This is a genomic window from Streptomyces sp. SP18BB07, assembly GCF_036322545.1.
Lineage (GTDB): Bacteria > Actinomycetota > Actinomycetes > Streptomycetales > Streptomycetaceae > Streptomyces > Streptomyces deccanensis.
In genome coordinates, this window is sequence record NZ_JAQYWT010000226.1 from 146,277 (window position 1) to 152,949 (window position 6,673).

A 6,673-nucleotide genomic window follows, 5' to 3' on the forward strand; every position below is an offset into this window, starting at 1 on the left:
GTGCAGGCTGGGGATGGTGTTCCGCAACCGATGTGGCTGAAAATGTGTCTCTCATCGCGCGGCGCGGCGATTCGCCAGAGGGCGGGGCTTCGGCGCACGGTGGCCTTGGGGGGCTGGAATGAACACATGGGCGTTGCCCGGATACACCGAGTCGTTCGAGCTCGGGTCGGGGGCGAGCGGGCGGGTGGTCCTCGCCGTGCACGAGGAGACCGGCGTGCCGGTGGCCGTCAAGTACCTCAGCGAGTCTCTGCGCACCCGGCCGGGCTTCGTGCGTGACTTCCGGAGCGAGGCCCGGCTGCTCGGCGGGCTGGAGAGCCAGTACGTCACCGAGCTGTACGAGTACGTGGAGAGCCCGGACGGCGCCGCCATCGTGATGGAGCTGGTGGACGGCGTCTCGCTGCGTGCCGTGCTGCGGCGGGAGGACCCGCTCGGCCCGGAGGCCGCGCTCGTCATCCTCAAGGGCTCACTGCTCGGTCTGGCGGACGCGCACCGCGTCGGCGTCGTCCACCGCGACTACAAGCCGGAGAACGTCCTGGTCGTGCCGGACGGATCCTCCAAGCTGGTCGACTTCGGAATCGCGGTGGACGCGGGCACCAGCGCGGGTGTGGCGGGAACCCCCTCCTACATGGCCCCGGAGCAGTGGACCGGGGCGCCCGCCTCCTTCGCCGCCGACGTGTACGCGGCGGCCGCCACCTTCTTCGAGTGCCTGACGGGCCACAAGCCCTACCGTGGCGACAACGTCGCGGCTCTGGCGTTGCAGCACGTCGACGCGCCGGTTCCCGCCGACGAGGTGCCGGAGGCGGTGCGTGAGCTGGTGCGCCGAGGTCTGGCGAAGGACCCGGAGGAACGGCCCGCCGAGGCCGAGGCGTTCGTCAGGGAACTGGAGGCCGCCGCCCTGTCCGGCTACGGGCCCGACTGGGAGGAACGCGGCCGGGGACGGCTCGCCGCGCTGGTGGCCCTGCTGCCGTTGCTGCTGCCCTCGGCCCGCGACGCCCCGAGGACCACCACGGACACCGCCCGCACGGTCCTGCGCCGGGAACCGGGCCGCGGCGGCGCACAGGCGTGGCTGCCCGGCCGTTCCGGCATGCTCGTCTCCGGTGCCGCACTGCTCCTCGGAGCCGTCCTGACCTTCGGGCTCCAGCACGCCCCGGAAGCCGACGCCGGGCAGGTGGCACAGGCCCTCGCCACCACGAGTGCCGAGGAGAGCGCGGACACGACGGCACCCCCGGATCCGACCGTCTCCGCCTCCCCGTCCCCGACACCCACCGACTCGGCCGGGGAGTCACCCTCTCCCACCCTGTCGCCCTCGGACGCCGCGTCCACCCCCGCCGGTGAACCCTCCTCCACCGCCACCACGGACGGGACCACGGACGGGGCGACGGAGACGACCGAGCCCGGCGGCACGACCACCACCCCGGCACCGACGACGACATCCCCCGCCCCGGTCACCGCCCCCGCCGTCAAGGACGTCGCGGTGTCGGGCTTCCGGCAGACGGGTCCGGCGACCGCCACGGCGACCATCGACATCGTCACGGACGGCACCGGACCGATCTCTCTCACCGTCTCGTGGTTCGCGGGCGACTCAAAAGGGCAACTCGGCACCCCGGACGGCGTGACCCAGACCTTCGAACGCAGCGGCGCCACCCGGTACACACTCACCCTCGACCACGCCTTCCGGAGTAACGGCTGCTACTGGGCGGTGCAGGCCACGACCACCCCGGCCGCCGCCGACGGCGGCGCCTCGCAGCAGCTTCTGACCAGACGGTGTGACATCCGATGACCGCGCACGACGACGCCCGTGTCCCCGGTGACGAGGCAGGCGCGGCTGACGCCGAGTACGCCGAGTACAGCGCCACCGTGCTGGCCAGTCACTGGATCCAGAGACCCGTCCCCGACGAAACCCTCGCCGACGAAACCCTCGCCGACGTGACCCTTGTTGAGGCGACCGTTGCAGAGGCGACCGTCGAACAGCCCTCCACAGCCGCAGCGAGCCAGTCGACTCCACCCGATCGCATCGACGGCACACTGCTGCGCTTCGGCCCGGGCGTGACCAACGTCGTAGCGCAGCGAACCCACCGCACGCTCCCCGCCCTCCCGCCGCCCCGCGCACCCCGCCGCCGACGGCTGCGCCGACACGCTCTGCCCGTGCTCGTCCTCCTCGGGGTCCTCGCGTTCCTGGCCTGGCAGCGGCTGGGCCCGCCCCTCGAGGTCGGTACGGTGACGGTCACCGCCAGGCCCACGGTCCTACAGTGCGACAGCACCGCGGACATCGTCGCCGTGGTCGCGACGAACGGCGGTCCGGGCACGTTCTCCTACCGCTGGATCCGCAGCGACGGCACCCGCTCGGGCGTCCTGAAAGAGGTGATGGTCCGGGGACAGCGTCAGGCACGTGTGCACCTGCGGTGGACCTTCCAGGGCAAGGGCCACCGCACGGCAAAGGTCGAACTCCGCGTCCTCTCACCCGGCACGCCCACGGCCACCACCCGCTTCACGTACGACTGTTCCTGAGGCCGGTGGTTCCACAGCCACTGGATCATCGGGCGCCTCAGCCCAGTCCGTTCATCAACATGCCCAACCCCGTGGACGCCGCGGCACCCTGGGGCGGCTTCCGCTCCAGCGGTCGGGGCCGAACGCCTACCGTGCGGGGACACCCGTGACACTTGCTTAAACGTTAAAGTGCCCCTACATTTGCAACCCCATTTGAAGTTTCAAGCACTAGCGCCTTCGGTGCGGTGCTTCCAGCACGGGTTCCCCAGAAAGGCCGGTCTCCAGTGACCACTTTTGACACCCGCTCCACCACTGGTCTCTCCCACCGCTCCGAGGACCAGGTCTCGCAGAACGCCTACGACGTGGCGCTGCTGGTCATCCGCCTCGCCCTCGGCTTCCTCCTGGTCGGCCACGGCACCCAGAAGCTGTTCGGCTGGTTCGGGGGCGGCGGCCTGGAGGGCACCGGTCAGTTCTTCACGATGGTGGGCTACCCGTCCGGCAAGACCTTCGCGCTCGTCGCCGGGCTCACCGAGACGCTCGGCGGTCTCGGCCTCGCCCTCGGCCTGCTCACCCCGCTGGCCGGCGCCGCCGTCCTCGGCACGATGCTCAACGCGATGTCCGTGAACTCGGGCGGCGGCTTCTTCATGATGGACAAGGACGGAGGCATGGAACTCGACATCCTGGTGGCCGCCACCGCCACCGGCCTCGCCCTGGCGGGCCCCGGCCGCATCGCCGCCGACCGCTTCCTGCCGGTACTGCGCGCCCACCGGCTCGCGTACGGAGTCGCCGCGGTGATACTCGCCGCCATCACGGCAGGCGTTGTCCTCCTCGTCCGCAACTAGGTTCTGTCCGGCGGATCTTCGCGAGTTGGATCGCGGCATGATTCGGCAGTTTCATGCGGCTCCGTACACCGTGTCCAGGAGGCCGTTGACGAAGCTGTCGAGGTCGTCGAGTCCGGCCGCCGTCTGCGTGGCGGGGCCCTCGGCCACCAAATGGGGGAGGGTGGCGTGCAGGGCCAGCGTGACAGCGGCGGCGCGCTGCGGAGTGACGGGCAGACCGGCGCCTCGCTGGGCGTGCTCGAAATACGCGAAGTCGGCTGCGGCGAAGGCGTCGAGCGGGGCCGCCAGCCACGGAGTGCGTGTTGCCTCGCGCTGCAGCTCCAGAAGAGCGAGCACCCGTACCCGGCCGGCCCCCTGGGCGTTTCGTATCGGGGAGTTCCGCGGGTGGACACATGGCGGCGCTCGCCGCCCTCACCCCCAACGAGCCCTCCTACCAGCCCGGCTTCGAGGAGGCGGACACCTCGGTGACCGCTGCCATCGCACTCAACGGCTACCTCGGGACGTACTTCGACGGGGATCCCGCGACCTCGCCGGTGAACCTCGTAAGGGCAGACGCACCACCCTTCCTCATCGCACACGGCGACCTGGACGAACTGGTGGACACCGAGAACCCCCAGGCCCTCGTCACCGCCCTGCGCTCCGTCTCCACCTCCCCGGTCGTGTACGCCGAACTCCCCGGCGGACACCACGCCTTCGACCTCTTCCACTCCTTCCGCTTCGAGGCGCTCATCGACGGCATTGAGGATTTCGCCGCGTCGGTCAGGTCGCGGAAGCGGGCGGTCTAGCACTGTCCGGCAAATCATGTGACTTTCCGACTGGTTGCTCGTTGCTCGGGACATGGGTCGGGGGGACCTGACGAACCGCGAGTGGTCGCTGCCTGAGCCGCATCTGCCGTCGGCGGGCGGTCGGGAAGGTCGGTGGAACGATCACCGCACGGTGATCAACGGGGTTCTGTTCGGGTCCGGACCGGTGTTCCGTGGCGAGACCTGCCAGAACGGATCTCCCTCACGGACGAGGCCGTCCCGCCGCCCTGCCGCCACGTCCGGGGCGGCGTCAACGGGACCGCGGGTTGTCCTGTGCCCGCTGGCCCATACGCTCCCAGAACCGGCGCAGTTCGGCCACGTCCGTGCGTTGCTGCCAGGGGGCCTGGGGGTGGAGGAACGACCGTGACAGCACACTGGACTGCGCCCGGCAGAAGGCCTCGCTCAGCTCGACACGGTGGCTGTCGAGACCCTTGGGCGGGTACGGGCACAGTTCGAAGGAGCAGTCGTCACGGCAGTTGGAGCCCGCCTGGGAGGTGGTCGTCCGGACGACCGTGCGCCCCGGGTCGAGCGGGCCGCGGTCCCGGCTCAGGCACGGGGGCAGGTCCGGCCGTGCCGTGTGCCGCAGGCGCCGGAGGCGGTCCTTGGGCCAGTCGCCCCGCTCGGCGAGGTTGAGGAGCAGCAGCACGTCCGCGAGGAGCTGCTGGGCCTGCGGGTGGAGGGTGCTCCAGCCGGTCGAGGGCGGGATCCACAGCTGGTGCTTGCGCGCCTCGCCCCACGGTGCCGTCTGCGAGCCGACGTGGGCGGCGACACCCGACTCGTCGATCCACAGGAACCGCTCCGGCTGCCGGGTCTCCAGAGCCCAGACGCAGAGCCGGGCGGCTTCCTCGACGAACGGGTGCTGCTCCTTGCCGTCCGGCAGGGCCAGCCACTGACGGACCTGTTCCGCGGGGTGGGAACCCCGGCCCTGCGCGGGGCGCGTCACCGTGACCCCGTCGGGCAGGTCCCACAAGGTCAGCGCGTGCAGCAGGGTGAGGCGGGTGAACCAGAACCGGGTGCGCTTGAGCATGTCCCATGCCTGCCCGCTCAGGTACTCGCGTGCCTCGGCACGGGCATGCGGATGGCGGTGGCGACGGTTCGCCGCGTACTTGAACCCCTGGGCGAGGGCGATCTCCACGGTCAGATCGAGCGCGGGCGCGCCGGACCCGTCAGGCGCACCAACCCGGCGTACCCAGCTCTCCAGATACTCGTAGGGCGTGTTCTGGTGACGCTGTGTCGTGACCGAGCCGACCAACAGGGGAATCAGCCAGGCGCACATGGTGTTGTCCCGCCACCGCTGTTCCTCCTCCTCGCGCTCGGACTCCTCCCGCCTGCGTTCCTCGCGCCGCCGCTCCCGTTCGCGCGCCTCCCAGGGGCTGCGCGACCCGTCGCGCTCCGCCGGACGGTGCCCCCGGCGCTCCGCCTGCGCGTCCGCGTCGGTGTCCGCGTCCGGCTCCTGCGCCCCCCACAGATCGACCATCCAGTCCCGGGCTCGCTCCAGCATCTCTTCCCGGTCGGTCTCCGGGCCGCGCAGCCGGGCCTGCAGCACCGCGAAGGCGCTGTCACCACCCGCGCCGATCTCCTGCGCGATGGCGACGCGGATGGGGTACGAGGGCTCCAGGCGGGCGATCTCGAAAAGCTCCAGGTACGCGGGGACCACCGTGCGGCTCCGGGCGACGCCGCGCATGGCGTCGCCGAAGCGGGAGACGAGCAGAGCCTTCGCGACGCGCAGCGTGTGCGGATCGCGGGCGCGCAGATCGGGCCACGACGTGGCCAGCCGCATGGCGATGAGGTGCTGCTGCGGCTCGGCGTCCACGCTGTCGATCTCCAGCGCGGCGGCGTACAGCTCGAGGGCCTTGGCGTGCAGCGTGCGACCGCACAGCCGCTGCCCGTCCGGGGTGTGCCGCCCCGAGAGCTGCTGAGCCGGTTCCTGTGCCTCCGCCGGACGCCCCCGGGATGCCCGGGCGCACTCCTCCGCTCCCGTGGGCCACCCCGGTGTGTTCCAGGTGCTTTCGTGTGCTGCCCGACCGCCTGCCCCGGCCGGTCGGGCAGGCGGGGAGCCGGGGCGGGAAGCCTCTTCCCTGCTGTCCATCTGCGCCTTGCAGGCCGCCCGTACCAGCAGGTCCCGCGCGGCCGACACCGGACACCACGGCTGCCCGCCGCCGTGCGACTCTTCCCCGTGGCGGCACGAACCCTCGGGCGTGCGGGAGTGGAGCACCATGGCGATCAGCAGCTCCCGGCCCGGCTTCTCCAGCGCCGCCGGGAACAGGTATCCCTCCGTGGGCTCGGCGGGCACGCCCGGATGGATCACGGCATTCATGAACCGCGCTCCGAGGTGGGCCTGGATCACGCTGTGCTGGAAGCGGACCCTGTCACCGCCGACCTCCACCAGCCCCATGCGCGCGCCCCAGTGGGCGGCGAGGCGAATGTCCAGCTTGCTGTCCTCCACCCTGCGCACCAGTTCCGCCAGGATCTCGGGGTAGCGGGGCCGAGAGGGGTTCTGCTCGTCCACCACGTCGGTGAAGTGCACCTCGCAGGAGTCCGACG

At 71.4% G+C, this 6,673-nt stretch carries 4 protein-coding genes and 3 pseudogenes; 5 read left to right on the forward strand and 2 right to left on the reverse strand.

Annotation, left to right across the window (positions count from 1 at the left end):
• Nucleotides 1-118 precede the first annotated feature (118 nt).
• The 3 genes from PUR53_RS06870 (at nt 119) to PUR53_RS06880 (ending at nt 3,329) form a co-directional block, all read left to right on the forward strand.
• Entirely contained in the window at nt 119-1,780 is a 1,662-nt protein-coding gene (locus PUR53_RS06870; RefSeq protein ID WP_329907728.1) for a serine/threonine-protein kinase, read from the forward strand.
• Nucleotides 1,777-2,508 carry a hypothetical protein gene (locus PUR53_RS06875; protein WP_329907729.1) on the forward strand — a complete coding sequence of 244 codons (732 nt, stop codon included), beginning with the start codon at nt 1,777-1,779 and terminating at the stop codon, nt 2,506-2,508. The genes PUR53_RS06870 and PUR53_RS06875 overlap by 4 nt, the downstream gene beginning before the upstream one ends.
• 263 nt (nt 2,509-2,771) lie before the next feature.
• Nucleotides 2,772-3,329: a DoxX family protein gene (locus PUR53_RS06880; RefSeq protein ID WP_329896514.1), complete on the forward strand. Its 558-nt coding sequence runs from the start codon at nt 2,772-2,774 to the stop codon at nt 3,327-3,329.
• 51 nt (nt 3,330-3,380) lie between these two features.
• On the opposite strand, the pseudogene PUR53_RS06885 reads toward PUR53_RS06880, so the two are convergent.
• Nucleotides 3,381-3,683: pseudogene (locus PUR53_RS06885) on the reverse strand (TetR/AcrR family transcriptional regulator); the annotation flags it as partial.
• 35 nt (nt 3,684-3,718) lie between these two features.
• On the opposite strand from PUR53_RS06885, the gene PUR53_RS06890 reads away from it, so the two are divergent.
• Both PUR53_RS06890 and PUR53_RS06895 read left to right on the forward strand, forming a co-directional pair.
• Nucleotides 3,719-4,111, forward strand: a complete 393-nt coding sequence (locus tag PUR53_RS06890) for an alpha/beta hydrolase (protein WP_329896515.1) — start codon at nt 3,719-3,721, stop codon at nt 4,109-4,111.
• Nucleotides 4,112-4,163: 52 nt separating this feature from the next.
• A pseudogene (locus PUR53_RS06895) lies at nt 4,164-4,390 on the forward strand (transposase); the annotation flags it as partial.
• On the opposite strand, the pseudogene PUR53_RS06900 reads toward PUR53_RS06895, so the two are convergent.
• A pseudogene (locus tag PUR53_RS06900) lies at nt 4,380-6,673 on the reverse strand (hypothetical protein); the annotation flags it as partial. The pseudogenes PUR53_RS06895 and PUR53_RS06900 sit on opposite strands and share 11 nt — an antisense overlap.

Excerpts from the sequence above, each read along its gene's own strand:
- PUR53_RS06870 (WP_329907728.1), top strand. The coding sequence starts at position 119 with ATGAACACATGGGCGTTGCCCGGATACACCGAGTCGTTCGAGCTCGGG.
- PUR53_RS06875 (WP_329907729.1), top strand. The coding sequence starts at position 1,777 with ATGACCGCGCACGACGACGCCCGTGTCCCCGGTGACGAGGCAGGCGCG.
- PUR53_RS06890 (WP_329896515.1), top strand. The coding sequence starts at position 3,719 with ATGGCGGCGCTCGCCGCCCTCACCCCCAACGAGCCCTCCTACCAGCCC.